Origin of the sequence: Flavobacterium sp., assembly GCF_046155325.1 — a bacterium.
Taxonomy (GTDB): domain Bacteria; phylum Bacteroidota; class Bacteroidia; order Flavobacteriales; family Flavobacteriaceae; genus Flavobacterium.
Window position 1 is genome coordinate 1 of record NZ_JBJXDQ010000122.1, and the last position, 19,229, is coordinate 19,229.

The 19,229-nt window shown below is 32.5% G+C and carries 16 protein-coding genes and 2 pseudogenes; 8 read left to right on the top strand and 10 right to left on the bottom strand.

Features of this window, described 5'->3' with window-relative positions; all coding sequences use genetic code 11:
* The 5 genes and pseudogenes from gldK to ACKVOD_RS08365 all read left to right on the top strand — a co-directional run.
* A partial coding sequence (gene gldK / locus ACKVOD_RS08345) for a gliding motility lipoprotein GldK (RefSeq protein WP_409209013.1) occupies positions 1–870 on the top strand: 870 nt, incomplete at its 5' end.
* 24 nt (positions 871–894) lie between these two features.
* Positions 895–1,545: a gliding motility protein GldL gene (gene gldL / locus ACKVOD_RS08350; RefSeq protein WP_409209014.1), complete on the top strand. Its 651-nt coding sequence runs from the start codon at positions 895–897 to the stop codon at positions 1,543–1,545.
* A 46-nt stretch (positions 1,546–1,591) separates the two neighbouring features.
* Positions 1,592–3,139 (top strand): gliding motility protein GldM, encoded by a 1,548-nt coding sequence (gldM, locus tag ACKVOD_RS08355; RefSeq protein WP_409209015.1) that lies wholly within the window; start codon positions 1,592–1,594, stop codon positions 3,137–3,139.
* Between the two features lie 48 nt (positions 3,140–3,187).
* The gene (gene gldN, locus ACKVOD_RS08360; protein WP_409209028.1) at positions 3,188–4,075 is read left to right on the top strand and encodes a gliding motility protein GldN; all 888 of its coding nucleotides are present in this window, start codon (positions 3,188–3,190) and stop codon (positions 4,073–4,075) included.
* A 111-nt stretch (positions 4,076–4,186) separates the two neighbouring features.
* Positions 4,187–4,354 (top strand): annotated as a pseudogene (locus ACKVOD_RS08365) (FAD-dependent oxidoreductase); the annotation flags it as partial.
* A gap of 203 nt (positions 4,355–4,557) precedes the next feature.
* Here the strand turns inward: ACKVOD_RS08365 and ACKVOD_RS08370 are convergent.
* The 3 genes from ACKVOD_RS08370 to ACKVOD_RS08380 are packed head-to-tail and all read right to left on the bottom strand — an operon-like array spanning position 4,558 to position 7,518.
* Positions 4,558–5,133, bottom strand: coding sequence for a hypothetical protein (locus tag ACKVOD_RS08370; RefSeq protein WP_409209016.1), 576 nt, complete (start codon positions 5,131–5,133; stop codon positions 4,558–4,560).
* A 7-nt stretch (positions 5,134–5,140) separates the two neighbouring features.
* Positions 5,141–6,343 carry a hypothetical protein gene (locus ACKVOD_RS08375; RefSeq protein ID WP_409209017.1) on the bottom strand — a complete coding sequence of 401 codons (1,203 nt, stop codon included), beginning with the start codon at positions 6,341–6,343 and terminating at the stop codon, positions 5,141–5,143.
* 11 nt (positions 6,344–6,354) lie between these two features.
* Complete coding sequence (locus tag ACKVOD_RS08380) at positions 6,355–7,518, bottom strand: hypothetical protein (RefSeq protein WP_409209018.1); 1,164 nt, start codon at positions 7,516–7,518, stop codon at positions 6,355–6,357.
* Between the two features lie 367 nt (positions 7,519–7,885).
* Here ACKVOD_RS08380 and ACKVOD_RS08385 point away from each other — a divergent pair, with 367 nt between their 5' ends.
* Both ACKVOD_RS08385 and ACKVOD_RS08390 read left to right on the top strand, forming a co-directional pair.
* Complete coding sequence (locus ACKVOD_RS08385) at positions 7,886–8,254, top strand: hypothetical protein (RefSeq protein WP_409209019.1); 369 nt, start codon at positions 7,886–7,888, stop codon at positions 8,252–8,254.
* 8 nt (positions 8,255–8,262) lie between these two features.
* A complete protein-coding gene (locus ACKVOD_RS08390; RefSeq protein ID WP_409209020.1) occupies positions 8,263–9,174 on the top strand; it encodes an IS3 family transposase in 912 nt (303 codons plus the stop codon).
* 73 nt (positions 9,175–9,247) lie between these two features.
* Here the strand turns inward: ACKVOD_RS08390 and ACKVOD_RS08395 are convergent, their stop codons facing one another.
* The 7 genes from ACKVOD_RS08395 to ACKVOD_RS08425 form a co-directional block, all read right to left on the bottom strand.
* Positions 9,248–9,976 (bottom strand): murein L,D-transpeptidase catalytic domain-containing protein, encoded by a 729-nt coding sequence (locus ACKVOD_RS08395; RefSeq protein ID WP_409209021.1) that lies wholly within the window; start codon positions 9,974–9,976, stop codon positions 9,248–9,250.
* A 189-nt stretch (positions 9,977–10,165) separates the two neighbouring features.
* Positions 10,166–10,723 (bottom strand): hypothetical protein, encoded by a 558-nt coding sequence (locus ACKVOD_RS08400; protein WP_409209022.1) that lies wholly within the window; start codon positions 10,721–10,723, stop codon positions 10,166–10,168.
* Positions 10,724–10,733: 10 nt separating this feature from the next.
* A complete protein-coding gene (locus tag ACKVOD_RS08405; protein WP_409209023.1) occupies positions 10,734–12,206 on the bottom strand; it encodes a hypothetical protein in 1,473 nt (490 codons plus the stop codon).
* Positions 12,207–12,211: 5 nt separating this feature from the next.
* Positions 12,212–13,765 carry a T9SS type A sorting domain-containing protein gene (locus ACKVOD_RS08410; RefSeq protein ID WP_409209024.1) on the bottom strand — a complete coding sequence of 518 codons (1,554 nt, stop codon included), beginning with the start codon at positions 13,763–13,765 and terminating at the stop codon, positions 12,212–12,214.
* A gap of 107 nt (positions 13,766–13,872) precedes the next feature.
* The gene (locus ACKVOD_RS08415; protein ID WP_409209025.1) at positions 13,873–15,195 is read right to left on the bottom strand and encodes a hypothetical protein; all 1,323 of its coding nucleotides are present in this window, start codon (positions 15,193–15,195) and stop codon (positions 13,873–13,875) included.
* A gap of 32 nt (positions 15,196–15,227) precedes the next feature.
* Positions 15,228–16,766 (bottom strand): hypothetical protein, encoded by a 1,539-nt coding sequence (locus tag ACKVOD_RS08420; protein WP_409209026.1) that lies wholly within the window; start codon positions 16,764–16,766, stop codon positions 15,228–15,230.
* Positions 16,763–18,229 carry an O-antigen ligase family protein gene (locus ACKVOD_RS08425; RefSeq protein WP_409209027.1) on the bottom strand — a complete coding sequence of 489 codons (1,467 nt, stop codon included), beginning with the start codon at positions 18,227–18,229 and terminating at the stop codon, positions 16,763–16,765. Before ACKVOD_RS08425 ends, ACKVOD_RS08420 begins: the two co-directional genes overlap by 4 nt.
* 666 nt (positions 18,230–18,895) lie before the next feature.
* Here ACKVOD_RS08425 and ACKVOD_RS08430 point away from each other — a divergent pair.
* Positions 18,896–19,229 (top strand): annotated as a pseudogene (locus ACKVOD_RS08430) (FAD-dependent oxidoreductase); the annotation flags it as partial.

Here is a 19,229-nt window from a genome sequence, read left to right on the forward strand (position 1 = left end):
TATACAGAAGTTATGGATTCTATGTATTTGCCTATAGACGAATCATTTAATGGACTAAGAACTATTGATGTTAAAAAATTGAAATTCCGCTATTCATGGATGGATATTCAAGCTGCTGCAAGAGATAAACAAGGGAAAAGAAAAGATTATATAAGAACAGAGCAACAAACAGTATATCCAGACACTACAGTTTGGATAAAAGATTTTTCTTATTCTTATAATGAACCCATGCATAATGATTATTTTTGGCATCAAGCTTATGGAGAATATCCTGTAGTTGGAGTAAATTGGAAACAAGCAAAAGCCTTTTGTGCATGGAGAACATTAAATAAAAACTCATTTATAAAAAGTAGTAAAAAGAAAAGTGGTCGTGTTTTAACGAATAGTTTTAGATTACCTTCTGAAGCAGAATGGGAATATTCAGCAAGAGGAGGAATTGAATCAGCAACCTATCCATGGGGAGGTCCCTATACAAAAAATGATAGAGGATGTTTTTTAGCTAATTTTAAACCTAATAGAGGAGACTATGCTGCTGACGATGCTTTGTATACAGTTGAAGCAAAATCATATGAACCAAACGGATACAACTTATATAATATGGCGGGTAATGTTTCAGAGTGGACTGATACATCATACGAGCCAAATGCTTATGAATATGTTTCATCAATAAACCCAACAGTTCAAGATAATAAAAATATGCGGAAAGTGGTTCGTGGAGGCTCTTGGAAAGATGTAGCTTATTTTCTTCAAGTTAGTACCCGAGATCATGAATATGCAGATACAGCCAGAAGTTATATTGGTTTTAGAACCGTTCAAGATTATATGGGAAACAAAACAACCAATAAAATTAATTCTAGAAAACAAAATTAAACTTAACCTTTTAAATATATTATTATGTCTTTATTGAACAAAAAACAAATGAATTTTGCTTACGGAATGGGTGCAGCAGTAGTAATTATTGGAGCGTTATTCAAAATAACTCACCTTGAGTTTGGATTTATTACTGGAAACTTAATGCTTACAATTGGTCTTGTAGTAGAAGCAGGGATTTTTGCTCTTTCTGCATTTGAGCCTGTTGATGATGAATACAAATGGGAGAATGTATATCCCGAATTGATAGATGCAAAATCAGCAACATTTAAAATCAAAAAAATAGAAATGGCTTCTGATTCACAAGGATTATTGTCACAAAAATTAGACGCTATGCTTAAAGAAGCAAAAATTGATGGTGAATTAATGTCGAGTTTAGGGAATAGTATTAAAAATTTCGAATCGGCAGCCAAAGGAATTTCTCCTACTGTTGATGCAATCGCATCTACTAAAAAGTATAGTGAAGAGTTAACACTTGCAGCCGCAAATATGGAATCTTTAAACAGTTTATACAAAGTACAACTACAAAGTGCCGCCAGAAATGCTCAGGTAAACGATGAGGTTGTAGAGAATAATATAAAATTAAAAGAACAAATGCAATCCCTAACTTCTAACCTATCGTCTTTAAATAACGTTTACGGTGGAATGTTAACTGCAATGAATAATAAAGGATAATTAGTTCCAAAATATAACTATAAATAATAACTAATTATTAGAAAATATGGCAGGAGGAAAACTTACCCCTAGACAGAAGATGATAAACCTAATGTATCTGGTTTTTATCGCAATGTTAGCATTAAATATGTCCAAAGAAGTATTGGCAGGCTTCGGGATTTTAAATCTTAAAATCATCGAATCTAATTCAATCACAGACGGTAGAAATGAGGCTTCATTTGAACAATTATCTCAAAAAGCAGTTGATCAACCAGGACAATACGGAGAAAAAAAGCTCATAGTAGAGAAAATCAGAAAAATTTCGAAAGAATATTGTGATTATTTAGAAAGTATTAAAACAGACATTACCAGAAAAACTGAAAAAGATGCTCAAGGAAATTTTAATTACGAGCAAATGGACAAAGGTGATTTAGTAGATAGATTATTTTTTAAAGGTGAAAGAACCTCTAAAGAAGGAAAAGAGTTTTTAGAAAGAATTAAAAATTTTCCTGGACAAATCAAAGTAATTGCTGGTAGTAAACTTCCCGAAGTTGAAATAGATAAAATTGAAAAGAGATTTGCAACAAATCCTGTAAAAAAGAAGGATGAGATAATTCCAGAGCCTTGGATAAACTATAACTATAAAGGCTATCCTTTAATTGCAACGGTTACTAAATTAACACAATTGCAAGCTGATGTAAAAGCAACCGAAAGTGATGTAATGGCGTCAATGTTTCAATCTGACTTAATTGCTGCGGCTTCGCTAACAGCTTACCAACCCATTGTAGTTCTTGAAAAATCAGTTTTCTTTCAAGGAGAAGCGGTTAAAGGAAAAATTATTTTAGGAAAATTTGATCCAAAATTAATTGCTAAATCAGTAACTGTTAACAATGTAAGTTTGAAAGCCGAAGCTGGCCAAGCAAGTTTTTCACTTGGTTCTGGCAGTATTGGAGAACATCCTATAACTGGATCTTTTAATTTTGAAGAAAACGGAAAAATAGTTCCTTTGCCAATAAATGACAAATATGTTGTTGTGGCAAGACCAAAATCAGCTACAATATCAGCCGATAAAATGAATGTTGTTTATCGTGGGGTTGTAAACCCAATGACAATATCATTTGCAGGAATATCAGACGATAAAGTTTCGTCTTCTGCTCCAGGATTAACCAAACTTGGAGGAGGAAAATACAGCATGAGTCCACAAGCAGGAACCCAAGTAGCAATAAATGTTACAGGAACGCTTCCTGATGGTTCAAAAGTATCAGATAGTAAAATTTTCAGAATAAAAGGAATTCCTGGCCCAGCTGGAACTGTAAGAGGAGAAATGGGTGTAGTAAAAGGACCTAAATCAAGTTTAGAAATGTCGACAGTAGGTGCTAAATTACTTGATTTCGATTTTGAAGTAGGTTTAAATGTTGTTGGTTTTAATTTTAAAGTAGCGGGTCAGCCAACTGTAGTTGTTTCTGGAAACAAATTGAATGCACAGTGCAAAGCTGTACTTTCTAAAGCAGGAAGAGGGGATCAAGTTACTATTTCTGAAATAAAAACTAAATTAGTTGGAGCGGGTAGTTATTTATTACCTAGAACAGCACCGGTTATTTACGAAATACAATAAGAAAGAATTTAAAAAAAGTTGCTTCAATTACTTATTTAAAATATTATGATGAATCTAAGAAAATTTTTAATAGTTTTTACTTCTATGATAAGTTTGATTTCTTTTGCTCAGGCTAATTTGCTAAATGCAAAATTTCCAGAGGAAATAGGAATTAAAACAGCCGATGAGTTAATTGCCGACAATGACAAGCCATTAGAATATGGTTATATAAATGACAGAGATATATTAATGGGTAAAATTACTTGGGAAATTATAGATTTGAGCGAAAGAGTTAATTTTCCACTATATTTTCCTGTAGACACAGCTAATATTGGGTCGGACAGACGTTCTTTATATGATGTTTTGACAAAAGCAATTCGTAGTGGAGAAATTACTGATGTCTATTCAGATAGTTATTTTAATACCAAAAAGACTTTTAATGATATCAAAGCATCTTTGACTCGAATCGACACAACCGATGCTGGAATAGAGCAAATTAATGCAGGGACTCCTATTTCTCCAGAATATATTGTAAGACAAGATTTAACAGCTCAGGATGTGAGTCAATATAAAATTAAAGGCTATTGGTATTTTGATAAACGCCAAAGTGAATTAAAATATAGATTAATTGGAATTTGTCCTGTTACTCCAGATGTGTACACAATGAATAGTGACGAGAAAGATTATATTGAATTATTTTGGGTGTTTTTCCCATCTGCAAGATATGTATTGCATGAGGCAAAATCATTTAACGATAAAAATTCTGCGATGCCAATTTCCTTTGATCAGATATTAAATTCAAGGCGATTCAACGCCCTAATTTATCAAGAAGAAAACGTATATGGCGATAGGACTATAGCCAGTTATATGAAAGATAATGCTCAAAATCAATTATTAGAATCGGATAGAGTCAAAGAAAAAATTCGGAATTTTGAATCTGATATGTGGAATTATTAAATCACTTTTCATAAAATTATATAGAACTCTTGCCTACCAGTAAGAGTTTTTTGTTTAAAATTATTCGTCGCTTAAAACTTCTAATTTCTAACCTCCCACTTCTAACTTCAAATGATAGATTATTTAATAATAGGTTCTGGATTAGCAGGGATTTCATTCTCTGAAACTGCTTTGCAAAACAACAAATCTATTTTAGTTTTAGCTGATAATTCTCAAAATTCATCTAAAATTGCGGCAGGATTATACAATCCCGTTATTTTAAAGCGGTTTAGTGAAGTAGGACCCCCGCTACCGCTAATGTTGTAAATATAACATGAAAACCTATAGAGAAAAAACTGATCAGCAAATTGATTCCAACCAGTTTTTTTGATATTTCTATAAGTTAATTGCTATAATTGTTACTCTAGTTTAGCAAACCACCCGAAAGAATTCGGGCGGCAGCATGGGCTAACGTTTTGTATATACAAGTAATCTAGCTTTACTTAAAATGTTTGTTTTTCAAGTGTTATTCTATTATTGTGTGGTGGCGTTAAATTTAAGTCTGTACCACAATCAATAATAATTGGCTTTGTATCTCCAATCAATGTTAGATTCAAATATATATAAGTGGGCGCTTCTTGTCTAATAAACAATTGTCCTATTTGACCACATCCTTCATTATAAACATAATCAAAGAGAAAGCCATCTTTTTCAGGATAATACATAAACCCTTTTGTTATCTTTTCATCTGTAACTGAAAGTTTTCTCGTATCTACAAACAGTTGTCCGGTTGATATATTACCGATTGTATAATTAATGACGAGTTGATCTGCTTTGACATTAAAAAAAGTATGCGTTTCTTTTGTAATAATAAAAATATACGCTAAACCGTTTGCATTGTATCTCCAAGTTCCTAAAAATCGCCCCATAATATTATTTAAATCTTTTACGTAACTATTATCAGGAAGTCCTTGATTAGCCTCCCAAATGGTTTTATATTGTTCTAAAGGTATTATTGTTTGGGCAATATCTTTTTGGCTGAATAGGATTAATAATCCTATAAATACTATTTTTTTCATAATTTTTCTATTGACAAAGGTTAGTAATAAGTGCATTATTTAAATCTAGTTCGAGATTTTTTATAGTAGTATCGTTTTCTATTTTAGTTAAATTGATACCAGTAATACCAATCTTTTCTTTTATGTATATTAAAAACCCTCTTTCTTTTTGATACTTTTGAATATACTCTTTGTATATTTTTATATCAAAAGGTTTGTATATTGATAGAGATGGATAGAAATTTGTTGATGAGATACCACTGTAAGTAAGAATATACGTTCCTGTACTTGTAACTAAAGATATATATATGTTAGAAAGTGAATTACCCTGCGTTTTATTACGCCCTAGAAGCATAAGAAATTCTTTAACATCAGAGGGTGTGAAAATACCAATTGATTGTATGGGATTTTCAAGATAATCCTCATAATCGTCTAAATGACAATGAGTATATCCAATATCGTCTGAAGTTGGATTAAACAGTAAACAATTACCCGAATTTGAATCATTTAATAGCGGTATATAGCCGCCACTTCTTGGTTCTGAAAATCCAAATACTTTATGTTCTGTATTGTTTGTTTTTGTCTTTAAATAATCTATTTTATCTTTAAATCCTTGATTTAAGTATAAATCCTTTGTTGTTTTACAGGGACTTGGATCAGGTAATTTTGTGAGCATTATTTTATCTATTGGCAACCAAGCTTCTTCATCTATACCGCAAGGAATCTTACCTTGAGTCATATCTCCTACTATGGCTAATTTTAAATATATTTTATCAGGATCTGGACCTTTGTTGATGTAAACAATTCCTGATTGACCGCAACGTGTGTTATTATCATAGTCAAAGGAATAGGAGTCTCTTGCAGAATAATACAAAAATCCATGTATCACTTTTCTATGATCATCAGGAAGCCCTCTTGTGTCTATAATTGTTGTATGGGGTGGAAAATTATAAGCTATTTCATAACGCATAAGTAGTCGATCCTTTTTGTAGCCTCGAAATTCATCAATTTCATTGTTAATAAAAAAAGTATATGTTTTGTTGTCTAAATTGCCCTTCCAAGTTCCTACAAATTTCTCCAGAACTTTATTCACATCTTTTAAATAACTATTTTTGGGACGACCAAGACCAGCTTTCCAAATAGCCTCATTTTGTTCTAAGGGTATTATTGTTTGGGCAATATCATTTTGACTGAACAGGATTAATAATCCTATGACTACTATTTTTTTCATGATTTTTTTATTTAACAAGGTTTTTTAACAAGTTCATTTTTTGAATCTAGTTCTATCTTTTTTATGGTATTGTCGTTTTCTATTTTTGTCAAATTGATTCCAGAAACGCCAATTTTTTCTTTTAAATACAACAAAAAACCTTCTTCCAGGCCGCTATCATTAATATATTTTTTATATTCTTCTTTATCATTATAATCAGTTGCTTTCGGAGTAAAATGTGGTATTGTGCCATTAAAGGTTAAGATGTATGTTCCAGTACTTGTAACCACAGCTGCATAATTGTCATCAAGTGAATTATTAGCATAATGATTTCTATTTAAAAGGATAAGAAAACTTTCAATATCTTTTGGTGAAAAAATTTGAATTGGGCTTCTAAGTTCATCATCTTCACCATAGAAATCTTCTATGTGACAATGCATATATCCAATGTCAGCTGAAGTTGGTTTATAATCTAAACTCTGATGGTCATCTTTATTGCTGTATTCTACAGGTATTAAAGGTTTGTAATCTCCAACTCTTGGTTTAGAAAATCCAAATTCTTTATGCTCTGGATTGTCTGTTTTAGTTTTTAAAAAGTTTATTTTTTCTTTAAATCCTTGATTTGTGTTTAAAGTATTTGCTTGTTCACAAGGATTGATAGTCGGGATTGTTACAGGTATGGGAGGTATTACAGGTGTAGGTGGGTCATCTATATCAACATCGTTATCATCTGGACGTTCAAGACCGCTGTAGTCATTACCTTCACGATCTTTGCCATTTGCATCAATGCCGAAAATATCATGACCAGATGAATCTAAGCCCAATAAATTAAAGCCATTTGTATCATAACCATTTCTATCGTAACCATTTTCATCATATACGTTTACATATTCTACCGTATAATCATAATACCCTATTTTACCAGAGATCCAATCGGTAACTGTAGTACCTTCTTTTTCAGGTTCATAAAAGTACCTCACCATTAAATCATTGCTTGGGTCGTTATCTGAGTTAACCCTATTTAAATATTCCATACCTTGTTCGTATGTGGTATAGATATGGTCACTATCAATATTATAAGCAGTTATAAACGCATCCCAATTAAATTCACCATACTCATCTGTGAATCCATTACCATTCTCATCATCAAATGCATAACTACTTTGTCCCAAAAACAAACTCAAGAGTGTGAGCACTAATATATGATATTTTTTCTTCATGGTATTTATTTTTTAATTAAAATGGTCTTGATTACTTCATTGTCTGCTGGCAAAGTCACTCAACTTAATAGCCATTTCTTTAATACTTGTTTTATTTCCCTTGTTTGTTGCTTTTTATACAGCTACGAGTTAGGAGACTTTATAGAGCCTCCCGACTTGTAACATTTTTTTTAAAGAATACTTAGATGAATTTTGATAATTAAGCTACACCATTTTACAGCTGTAGCTTTTTTTCTTGTTTTGCCTGCCCTCGTTTTTGGGCACAGAAAGCATTTCCGCGCTATCCGTTGACGAGATATTTACTGTCTTGTCCTGAAATAGGTTTACACAAAAGTGTAAAAATATGGAAAGATATTCAAAGGAATATTCATCAAAATGGCAATCAAAGTATTCGGAAGAATTTAAGAGATTTGTATGTAATGATTATTTAACCAGACGTGAAGTTGAAGTAAAATATAATATTGGTAATTCTCGGCTCACTTATTGGTTAAGAGAAAAGGGATATGACTATGTGAAGTCAAGAATTGTACCTTTGCCAAGTATGAAACCACCCTTAAACAATTCATCAGAAAAAGATTCTAGAGAATCTGTATCTGAATTAAAAAAAGAACTTCAAGAGGCACAACTTTTAGCTGAGGCTTACCGTAAAATGATAGAAATTGCCGAACGAGAGTTTAAAATCAATATTGTAAAAAAGTCCAATACCAAGTAATTCAGGAGATGAAAAACAATTATCCTAGGATTGGTTTAGGCAAATTTTGCCGATTACTTGGTGTAACACGACAAGCATATTATCAATATTTTTGGCATCAAGAACAATATGTTTTTGAAGATGAATTGATTATATCCGAGGTTTTAAAAATTAGAAAAAACCACCGTCATATGGGAGGCAGAAAGCTTTATGAACTTTTACAGCCTTTTCTATTGGAACATCAAATAAAAATGGGAAGAGATCGATTATTCGACGTTTTATCCGCAAATTATCTTTTAGTCAAGAGAAGAAAAAGACAAACAGTTACTACTAATTCTTACCATCGATTTAAAAAGTATCCAAATTTAATACGGAACTTTATTCCAACGGAACCAAATCATTTATGGGTTAGCGACATAACATATTGGAAAATTGCAACAGGATTTGTATATATCAGCTTTATAACTGATGCTTATTCAAGAAAAATTGTCGGTTCTCATGTGGCACAAACCATGGAAGCTGTTGAGACTATGGAAGCGTTGAAAATAGCAATCTCTGGCCTAAGAAATGGGCCAGATTGCCATTTTCAACTCACGCACCATTCTGATCGGGGGATGCAGTATTGTAGCGATAAGTACGTAAAACTTTTAGAAAGTAATAACATAGGAATTAGTATGACAGAAAACGGAGATCCTTTGGAAAATGCAATTGCGGAAAGAGTTAATGGTATAATAAAAGAGGAATATTTAAATGATTATCAAATAGATAATATAGAAGAAGCTAAAGAATTATTGGAAGCAGTTGTTGAATTATACAATAATGAAAGACCTCATATGAGTATAGGAAATCTTACTCCAAATCAAGTGCATAAAAATAATATAAAAACAGAAAAATTATGGAAGAATTATTATCAAAAAAGTCCTATTATTGTAAACCAATAACAGGACTAAAAATGAGTTGTAAATCTATTTTAGGAATAAGTATAAATATGTAAACTTATTTTAGGACGAGACACTAACGTACCAAACGAAAGCATTCGTGCGGTATTGGGGGGCTTTTCATAAGAACTCTTTGCGGAGCTGGTTTAATAATCCACAATAAAACCTTTTTATTTTCTTTTAAAACAACATCTATTTCTTCCATACTTTTGTTAGATACTGCTGGACAGCCCCATCCTTCGGGAGTGCCTTCTGGATAAACTTCATTATTTGGCACTTCATCCCAAGAATGAAGTACAATAGCACGATTTATCGCATTTGAATTCGTTTTGTCTTTTCCTTGCAATAAATAGTTTACTTTGATTCCCCATTGACTTATTCCTCTTTTCAAAACAATATATTTTCCTATCGATGAACAATGGGAATCAGGTTCATTACTAACTGGTGCATTTTCTTTTGTATAAGTTTGCCCCCAAAAATTATTACCACAACCGTGACTTACTATAAAAGATTTTAAAACCTTTTTTTTCTTAAAATCATAAATAAAAAATCTTTTTAGACCTGAATGCAATCCTAAGTCTATTAAAATGAATTTATTTAGATTTAATTGATTTTTTTTACAATATTGTACAGCTTCTTGGAAATAGACTTTATAATCTATGTTTTTAGTTTCTCTTTTAAATTCTAATTTAGAAATTGAATCTAATGTTATTTTGCTTTTAGAATTAACTATTTCCGAAGTATCTCTTCTATTGCAGGAAGATACAATTATAAATAGGGATATAACGTATATTACTTTTTTCATATTCAAAAATTCATATAAAACCAATACATTCTCATTAAATAAAAACAAATATTAATATTAACAAGCATTAACTCATCAAATCGAATAATTTCTTGCAAAGAAAAGCTATAAACACAAAAAGTACAGCTTTAGCCTGTACTTTTTGGTTTTAAAGTTTCACATTTCTAATTGTGGTTATCAACTTTTGAACTATTTTATTTCTACAAATCGATTGTTTTCAATTTTATATTTTGAAATAATAGTGTCTCTTTCCTGATAAATCAAATTACCATCTTTAGTTTCTTTGTTTACATATACGGGTCTATAAGATATTGTAGTAATAACACCGTTTTTCTTTTCGGGAAGAGTTAAGATAGGATCATTAGAAGCAAACTTGATTTTAGAAACAACTCCAACCCCTATTTGATAAATACACCAATATTCTCTCCAACAACTACCTAAAATAGAAGATTGTTCGTAAGACAAGTCATAAAACATTGAGTAAGTTAGTAAATAACTATCCTTATTTATTTTTGACTTGTATCCATAGCTGTACCTCTTATTTTTATTAAACTCAAATTCATTGATGGCTTCCGTTTTATTTAAGATATACAAATCCTCATCGTTCATTTTTTTTGTATTTCCTTGGACTACATCTTTACGATATTCTTTTTCTTCTTTAAAATTATTTAGAATTTTATCTTCTTTCGTATTACTACAATTAAAAAACAGCATTATAAATATAAAACTAAAATATTTTGATTTCATAAGTATCGATTTAATAGTTGTCTCTAATTTCAGTGAGAATGTATTGGTTTCCAAAGCCATGGCCATTATGGTTAGGATCAATAGTTGGTCCATCAAGTGTTTTAGCTGTTTTATCTGAAAAATAATAATTTCCTACAGAATCTTGATAATAATAAAATCTATTTTCACTTGTATTAGTGCCTATTAATTCTAAAGTTGAATTAGATCGAGGTGAACCATCTTTAAATTGGCTTTCAACAAAATTATCATAATACGAGAAATAAGGTTTGCCAATATCAATACCCATTCCTACTATTGTCACATAATGATTGGTAGCAACATTGTTATTGTCATCAGGGGTACCACCTAAATTAGGATCTGCTCCATAATACCTTTCATACATTACGCCAGCCATAACAGGTTTGTTCTCTTTCAAGTTTTTTATAACAATGTCTATAGCTTTTTGCATATCTATATTAGGAGTTATTTGACCTGATTCCGTTTGTCTTTTCTTATCAACAAAAGTATTTGCTTGCATGCCAGCTCCTACAGGAGTTGTATTAGTTAATAAAGACTCTGCATTTTGTTTCCTAGCACTAGTATTACAATTTGTTTGGTATAATATCCATTTTTTGCCATCTAAAACATTCCAAACATTTGTAACATTATTAAATTTTGATTTGTTAGGTGGATCTATACATCTACAAGTAGCTGGATTAATTACCTCCACTGGTTTGGGTTGAATGCATTCCCTTATAACTGGATCATTATCATTACAATCAATTCCCATCGAAGCACCTTCTTCCCACCCAATGCCCGGGCTTGTTAGTGATCTTTGCGTTGCTGATTCATATCCATCATGATCGTTATCTAAATAATAAGTAATGTTACAATCAATAGTCTTTGTAGGTTCGTTATCATCACAATCTAAACCTAATGTTATTGCATCTATCCACCCAGGGCCTGGACTATTTATTGATACTATTGTTTGGCTGTGCCAGCCATCGCCATCATTGTCAAAATACCAATCTTTTGGGCTATTTAAATATAGGTAATATGTCGCAGCATAATCTCCTCCATCACCTCCAAAACCTCCTCCATCGCTTTCATTTCCTCCTCCATCATCACCCCAATCACTGCCAAAATCATCACCCCAACCTTCTCCATCAAAACCTCCTCCGCTGGAACTTCCTCCCCAAATTCCTCCCCAACTTCCACCAGAACTTCCACCGTAGCCTCCACCAGAAGTTCCTCCAGAACTTCCATTATAAACATAATTACCAGAACCCTGTAATTGAGAACTAACCCAGTTGCCAACCCAAGCCCCTGCATAACTAACACCATTATAGATATTACCGGGTATACTAGCAATAAAGCTTAAAACATCACCTGCAATTGTTGTAGTATTTTGACAATTACAATCATAGTTGTGTTGCCCATAACTACTTTGTCCCACAAACAAACTCAAGAGTGTGAGCACTAATATATAATATTTTTTCTTCATGGTATTTATTTTTTAATTAAAATGGTCTTGATTACTTCATTGCCATAATACAAGTTCAGGATGTAGTTGCCTGTAGGCGCATCAAAGGCTATGTTTTGTTCTTGTAATCCTAGAGAGGTTGTGGTGATTTGTTGTTTCGCCACTAAAAACCCAGTAAAATCATAGATTTTAATCTTAATGTCTGTTTGCTCTACTAGTTCAAAACTGAGTTTAAAACTATTGGTAGTAACCGGATTAGGGTACACCACAAGATGCGAAACGATACCAGTTGCAGCTGGGTCTGGTTTGTTTTCGTCAGGGTTTATTTTGTGCTCTAATATCACATACATAGGTTTTTCGTTTTCGTGCTGCTTGATATTGTACAATTGCAGGTTGCCCGCTAGATACAGGGCATCATCCGTAGCTAAGACTTGCAATTTTGCCTCATTGAATTGGTAGGTTTCCAACTTAGGCTCTTGATAACGGTTTAAGCGGTCAATTTTAGCATCGTCAAACTCAATAAATTTTTTCTTCATAGTAGCCTTAAACGCTATTGAATCGCCATCTTGCTCTACCCAAATACCCGTTAAGGCTTCGTCTTCTTGGTCTAAAGTAACTTTAATGGGTGTGGTGCTCAATATGTTTTGTCCACTCCAATCGTAGCGCATTAAATGTCCAGTGTAAATCCCGCTTAGGTTATTATTGTTGATTTTTTGTTTTACCTTTTTATATTTTTTAGGAATTTCTGCCGTAATATTCTCTACCTCAGGTATAGTTGCCGATACGGTTTTGGTTTGGTTAGGAGTGGCATTTTCGGCTAGGGGTTGTGCCAATTCTAAATCGGCTCTATTAAAACCCAAATCGGCTGCTTTAGTAAGCCAATATTTGGCTTTTTCAGCATCTATTGTTACGCCATAACCATTGCGATAGCAATACCCTAGCATATAGATTCCCATAACATTGCCTTTGTCGGCAGCTTGTTGGAAAAATTCAATCGCTTTATTATAATCCTGTAGTACTCCAAAGCCTTTGTAGTACAAATAACCTTGGGCATACATGCAATGTGCATCGCCATTGTTGGCTCCTTGCTGAAAGATACTCATAGCCAGCGCATAGTCTTGAGGTATTCCTTGACCATCTTTAGCCATTTCTCCCCAACAAAGCCACGCTTCATTATAGCCTGATGTTGCTGCTTTTTCAAAATAGGTTGCCGCTTTAGCCAAGTCTTTAGTAACACTTACCCCTTTTTTGTAGAGCATTGCCATATTATAATAGGCTTTGGCGTAGCCGTTTTGTGCGGCTTTTTCAAACCATTCTAAGCCAAGAGCTTCATTCATGGCTAGGCCTAACCCTCGGCTATAAATAAGCCCTAGCCCGTTCATGGCTTCAGCATTGCCTTGAATCGCTTGTAGCTGGTAAGTTGCCAGCGCTGCTTCGGGATTGTAATTACTACTGCCTGCTATAAGTTGTAATCGGGCAGTGGACAATTCGGTGTTCGGGTTGGTTTCTGTTTGCGAAAAACAGTGCAAACTGCCCAGAAGCAGTAAGAGGGAAACCCATGTTTTGATTGTTTTTTTCATGTGTTAGTATTTAAAGGTTAGTTAATAATTCATGTTTTTAATTTCTAGACTATTCATGCGGTTACTAAAAACGGGTGCTATCACGAGGTCGTTTTTTGTTGTGGAGCCTACCATTTCAATGCGTTTTTTGTGCTTTTGATAGTGTCTTCGTTTCTCTTGATGGAGTCGAGCTGTTTTAAAAGTTCGGGTTTTCGCACTTGAATATCACGCCTTTCAAAAAGGGTTCTTTGATTGCGGGATATTTTAATTTTCTCGTCTGCCACTAAACTTTTTAGTTCATAATTAGTTAACTCTTGAATTGTGGTTGCTTCATCTAAACCTTTCGTAAGTCCTGCTGTTGCGAGTTTGTCCCAATTATCTTTTGAGTTTTCTTTGGCTAAATTCTGGTTCTTTTTTATTAAGTAGAGATCCATTTGTTTGGGGGTTAATATTTTGGATAGGTTTTTATATTCAAAGGGACTCTCCTTAAACTTTTTGCTAGAATATTTTGTTTCGAAGTTTAATTTTGATAATCCCATTTCTTTATATTTTGCCAGTAACGAGTCGATTTGGATAGCTGTAAGGCTTAACTCTTTCTCATATTTGATGGCAATGGAGAATTGGTCTTTACTGAAATCAGTATTGGTTAACATATCTGCCCTAATTAAAATAGCTGGTTTTGTAAGTTCTAATTTTTTTCTAGCAAAACTCTTTTTCATTTTATCGAAGTTTTCTAAAGCATTATCTTTTAAACTATTTTTACCCAAATACCCCAGATTATCGGATTCAAAATCCTCTAAACTATTTTTATCAATATAATATTTGTATATAGTAGGGACTATTTTAGCACTGTCTTTTACGGAAACTATTTTTAGATTTTTTAGATTTTCCCATTGTTTTTCGGTTTTTTTCTTGGCATTTTTATGATGAAAAATGGCTAGAAATGCTAAATACTGTTTTGGTGATAAAATAGTACTGATTTTATTTTTGCCTTGGGTTTCTTTATCAAAGTTGGGGGTTTTAGAAATGGAATCTAAATAATCATTTTCTCGGTGTAATTTTTCTAATTGAACATTGTTTAAGTTTAACTGATTCTTGTATTTTATTGCCCATAATAATTTATTGGTTTTGTCATTAGCAGCTAAATAATTATCAAGTTCAGTTGGGGTTAATATATTTTTTAAATTTTCTTTGGATAGATTATTCAACTGTTTTAATTTTTCTAAAGATTCACCTTTAGCCAGACTCTCATTGGCAATTTTTTCATTTTGAAGCAAGTAATTTCCTAATGCCTTCTGTCTCTCAACTGATAAATCTATTTTTTTGTTTACCTGATTGATTTTAAAAACAATATGGGCGGGAAATTCTTTAGCAACATTAGCATCAAGTTGGGCATTACTGATAAATGGTAAGCAAAAGCAAAAGAGTAAAAATTTATTTCTTGTTTTCATTTTATAATTTGTTTAAGGGTTGTTTTTATTGTTTAAAACCAGGTTCTGTTACCGTCATCGTTAACTATAAAAGGACGTTCTAAATGTTTTGAATCACTGGCTAAAAATAGCAGCAAAGCATTTTTCGGCACTTTTGTAAATAGCATAGATTGTGTATTGGATTCGGCAACCCTAATGTCTATGAGTTTCCAGCTTTTGTTCCAATAAAATAATTTATAAGTAATGCCTTGTTTGAATTTTAAATAACTTGGCATTTCACTTATCAAAACATATCGGGTTTGCAATTCATCAGGCATTAATAGTGTTGATTTTTTATTGTTTACTACAACGGGATAGCCAGCAGTTGTATACTTACCATTGCTGTAATATTGTGGAAGTATAACTGTACCTTTACACATGGAACTAAAAGTGGTTTTATCTTCCTTGACTTTTCCCCACCAGCAAGGTTTCCAATTCAAACCATTAAATACACTGGCATAAACAACTTTAGGTTTAGCAGCAGAGGCAAATAATGTACAGTCTATATCTGTGGTTTCCCAATATTCTTTAGTTATATCGATATAGTTTTGAGTGCGTAAAATCCCAGATGGTATATTGATTTTGCTTTCAAAACTGGCTAATATTCCTGGCTGTTTAGAATAGGTCAATCGCAACACTTTCGAGGGCTCTCTGCTTAACACTTCATTTAATGGCTTGGAATTATGAATGTCAAATTTTATGGGATGCATCTTAGAATCAAAAACAGTATTTACAAAATGGCTACCGGTTGCGGTTGCCCAGTATGGAATAACATTTACAGAGGCAGGAATTCCTTGAGAACGCATAGTAAAAACTTCCAAATCTACAATGTCTTCGCAAGAACCCTGTTTCCTTAATAAAAGCTGTAGTGCCCCCAATCGTGGTAATGGTTCTTTGCGTGCCTCTTTACCGTAAGTGTTAGTAAACCAAGTGACATAATCATCTCTTACATACAACAATGCCGATTTCAAACCTTCGGTTTTCACTTTTTGATTCAGCCATCGAAACTTGTTCTTATAGGGATTTCGCCAGTTTTGTATTGGTTCTACACTTACCCTGTATGGCAAAATATATTCACAGAAAGATTCGAATGGTATATTCTTTATTATGGATGAATTCCATGCTTTAAAAGCATTTTCCAGATTCTGAATTAAAAAATCCCCCTTTATTTTCTCAATGTCTTTATATATGACCGTTTTTGGATGAATACCTGGATTTTTATTTTTTAAAATTTCAAAAGCCTTTAAAGCTTGTTCAAAATTTGGGTAGACTAATTCGTTATAATTAATTTTTTTACCTACTTTATCAACCCAATAATAATCAGCAGAAAAATGGATATCCATATTGGCTATTAAAAAGTTCATTGCCTTTATTTTTAGAGGGTTTCCACTTATTTTACAATAACGTATTGCTTTTTCAAGTTCAATTCTGTTTTTACCCGCTTTTTTCAATACCGCTTCAACAGATTTTGGATGCTGGGCAAAGGCTAAATAAGGGAGCAGAACAAGGGCGAGAATTAGAATTGTTTGTTTTATTTTTTCGATAAAGATCATAGTTCAAATGGATTTTGTTTTTTAGGAACATTAAGATTGCGCAACAATGCATTTGCGGCATATTTATATTGGTTTACCTTTTTTGAAGGTATTTTTGGTTTGAGTGTGATTATTTCATTGGCTACCGCAATTGCTTTTTCAATATTTTTATTCTGTACATAGGCATTCATAAGTCTATAACGATATTCAAATTTTGAAGGATGTAGTGCTATCAATTGAGTATACTGAGCTATTGCGGTTGGATATTGGTTTAGTTTTTCATAGCAAACCCCTAGTCCTAAATACAGTTCTGGGGAAGCGTCTGTTTCTTTTCCCTTTTTCAAACACGCTATTGCTACAGGGTAATTGTGTGTTTGGTAATACAAATTCCCGTAATTTTTCCAATAGTCGCTGTCGTCTTTTAAATACGGTTCCAGACTGGGCATAATAAGTAAAGCTTGTTCATAGTGTCTTTCTTTTTTTAGCAATGAAGCCTTTTTGTTTTGACTGTCAGCTTTCGCAATTCCAAAAAGAGTATATGCTAAAAATAAACTGATGGTGATAATTAGGGTTTTAGAAAGAAATTTAATGGCGTTGTTTGTTTTAATAAATACTAGGTAGTGCGGAAGTTGAATTGGTTCTAGCATACTGCAAATGATAGCGGCATATAGGGTTAACAAACTCATCACGGGTATGTTTTGAATAGTGAAGTTGACCATAGACATTGCCATAAAACCGATTACACCTGCGTAGCTTAAATTGAAATAAGAGTTTTTTTTCTGACTAGTAGCATCAACATTGTTTATATTATTCGTTTTATTTTCAATATCTTTTTTCCTTTGTTTTAGAGCCAAAAGGAGTGAGCCAAAAAACAATAGTATCAATGTAAGTCCAACTACTCCTCCTTCAACTGCATTTTGAAGTAATTCATTATGAGCCATAAATACGGGACCAGCGTTCTCCATTTCTTCAGAACTAGCTTTGCCTTTTTGGATGTAATCCGCTTGAAATAGGTTGTATTCTTTTGAAAAATACCCATAACCATATCCAATAATAGGTTTTTGGGTAACCATTTCAGTGGATAGTTTCCAAATAAATTTTCTGCCGTCTGCTGAGGCTTTTTTGGTATTATACAAATGAATACTCATAGGAATAATAATGAGTAGGCTTAAAACAAATAGTGCTTTAGCTGTAGCCCCATTTTTCTTATTTTTTAACCAACTTACAAAATGGTATTCTAAACTATAGAACACTACGATGGCTAAGGTTGCTCCTATAAGTGCAGCTCGGCATTGCAACAGTAACAAAGCGATTAGTAATATAATGAATCCTATTTGATATATTTTCCGGTATTTACTTCGAAATAAAAACAAAAAAATGGGAACTGTAAGAGCTAAAAACATAGCGGTTACATTAGGATTAATACAGCTTCCTGTTACAGTAAAAAGGGTATTTTGACTTTCAAACCATCCTAAATATTGCATTATACAATAAATAGATTCTAGGAATGCGAGTCCAGCGATACTACTAAAAAAACGTTTAAAATTAAAATTGGGAAGGCTAAAAAGAGTTGCACTACAAATAAGTAAAAAATAATGTACAATGATATAAATAGTAAATAGGGTAGAGCCCTTTTCTAGAAGGCAATACCCTACTACATACAAGCACCATAGTCCAAAGAATAGAATTGGTTTTTTGAATATAGTTACCTTACTGTCAGTTAAATATAAATGGGGGGGTAATTATTACTAGTATTAATGCGCTCATACAAAAAGCATAATAAGCAGTAGAAGTTGCGCTATAAAAATAATTGGTATTGATAAGTCCAGCTGTCACGACAACTAAAAATAGAACACATATTATTTTGTTTAAAAACGGAATTAGTAACTTCAATTAGTGTTAATTTTAGGTGTAAAAAAGATATTTCCTTACAAGGATAAGTAAAATATTTATAATACAATACCTACTTTTGTTTTTTTTTATTTTTTGTGGATTTAATTTTAAAGATTCGTTTTTTAAATAGAAATTGTAGTCAATATAGATAAAGTGAATATTAAAAAGTATTTTTGTCTGATTTTGATGAAGTCAAGACAAAGTCTATGATTATTTCTGTTTTTGTTTGGTTCTAATTTGATTTTATATATTTCTAAATGTTAGATTACTTAATAATAGGTTCTGGATTAGCGGGGATTTCATTCTCTGAAATTGCCTTGCAAAACAACAAATCTATTTTAGTGTTAGCTGATAATTCACAAAACTCATCAAAAATTGCGGCGGGATTATACAATCCGGTTATTTTAAAGCGATTTAGCGAGGTAGGACAGGCCAAAGAGCATTTGCAGGTGATGAATGAGTTCCTTTTAGGTTTAGAAAAAAAACTGAATACTAGAATAGATTTTCAAACACCTATTTTAAGAAAATTTTTTTCTGTCGAAGAACAAAACAATTGGTTCGCCGCTTCTGACAAAGTGAATCTCGCTCCAT